The following is a 1724-nucleotide window of genomic DNA, read 5'->3' on the forward strand; positions in this document are numbered from 1 at the left end:
TCCGGCGACGGGCCGACGCTCCCGCGCCGATCCGGCCAGCTCCGCCCCCCGGGGCGTCCGATGCCTGTGCAATGCCTTGGAGGCGATTAGGATTTTCCAAATTGCCGCGCCCTCTGTCTTCAGAGACCATCCGCCAAACGCCCAGCCCCACGGGCAAGGCAGACCCATCCCGGAGGTCAGACAGATGCTCAGCGCCCATCGCGACCGCGCGTTCCTTGCCCCGAGACGGCGCTGATGCCCCGACAACCAATCTCGGTCGCCGATCTGCGCGATACCGCCCGACGCCGCCTGCCGCGTTTCGCCTTCGATTATCTCGACGGTGGCGCGGGCGCGGAAACCGCCCTGTCGCGCAGCCGCCAGGCGTTTTGCGACACCTGCCTGCGGCCGCGGGTTCTGGTCAATTCCGCGAGCCCCGCGTCGCTCTCCCACCATTTCCTCGGCCGCGACTGGTCGCTGCCCTTCGGCATCGCGCCGGTGGGTCTGCCTGGCCTTGCATGGCCCGGCGCCGACGCCGCCTTCGCCACCGCCGCCGAGGCTGCCGGCGCGCCGTTCGTCACCGCGACGCCCGCCACGGCGGCGCTGGAGACGATGCGCCGGGCCGCCCCAACCAGCGCCATGTTCCAGCTCTATGTCGGGGCCTCCGAGCAGATCACCGACGACCTGATCGCGCGGGCCGGGGCGGCGGGTTACGAGACCTTGCTGGTCACCGCCGATGTGCCCCGCCCGGGCAAGCGCCTGCGCGACCTGCGCAACCGCTTCGGGCTGCCGCTCACCTACACGCCACGGCTCGTCGCCGATCTGCTTCGGCACCCGTCCTGGAGCCTCGCCACCGCCCGCCACGGCGTGCCCTCTCTGGTCAACCTTGCGAATTACGCCCGCCCCGGCGCCGGGGCGGAGACCCTCGCGCAGCTGATGGCGCGGCAAAGCTCCGGGCGGCTCGACTGGGAGGTCTTCGCCCACATTCGCAAGAGTTGGAGCGGCAGGCTGGTGCTGAAAGGCGTGCTCGATCCCCAAGACGCCGCGCGCGCCCGCGACGCGGGCGCCGACGCGGTGCAGGTCTCGAACCACGGCGGGCGCCAGCTCGACGGCGCGCCGGCCCCGCTCGAGGCGCTGCGCAAGATCCGCGCGGCGCTGCCGGCGGACTACCCGCTGGCGCTGGATGGCGGGGCGCGCAGTGGCGAGGACATCCTCAAGGCGCTCGAGGCCGGCGCGGATTTCGTCTTTCTCGGGCGGCCGTTCCTCTATGCCGTGGCGGCGCTCGGCCCTCGCGGACCGGCGGCGCTGTTCGGGATGCTCGCGCAGGAACTGGAAGCCGCGATGGCCCAGACCGGGCGACGGAGCATCGCGGAAATTCGCGCGACCTGAGCCTTGGCCAGCGGTCGGAGCAGGACAACCGGATGCCATGACGCCTCCGGTCTCCTAGCGTCTCTCGCCATGCTCCGGCGCGTCCCGCAGCCCCATCCCCGCCTGTGTCGGAGGGCGCTCTCTCAAGCGCCCAAAATTCGCTCACTTCGCAGGAGGCTCCGCGCGGACCGCGCTCTGCCGCAGCGCCAGGGCCGGTCGCAAGGCAATGGTGTTCATCCGCCTGAGATCGGGAAAAAGGTCTTTCAAAATATATGTTTGCCCGTCCGAAGCGCCGGCCCGCCCGATCACGGCAGGTTCGGGCGACAGCACATCCTAAGCGGCCCCAAGGAAATATCTTCTTTTCTTCCCGACGACCGCGC

At 70.7% G+C, this 1724-nt stretch carries 1 protein-coding gene; it reads left to right on the forward strand.

Features of this window, described 5'->3' with window-relative positions:
- The first annotated feature begins 234 nt into the window (after positions 1–234).
- Positions 235–1365: an alpha-hydroxy acid oxidase gene (locus tag AC6RA4_RS25385; RefSeq protein ID WP_500165087.1), complete on the forward strand. Its 1131-nt coding sequence runs from the start codon at positions 235–237 to the stop codon at positions 1363–1365.
- Positions 1366–1724: the final 359 nt, after the last annotated feature.

The organism is Salipiger sp. (genome assembly GCF_059781815.1).

Excerpts from the sequence above, each read along its gene's own strand:
- AC6RA4_RS25385 (WP_500165087.1), top strand. The coding sequence starts at position 235 with ATGCCCCGACAACCAATCTCGGTCGCCGATCTGCGCGATACCGCCCGA.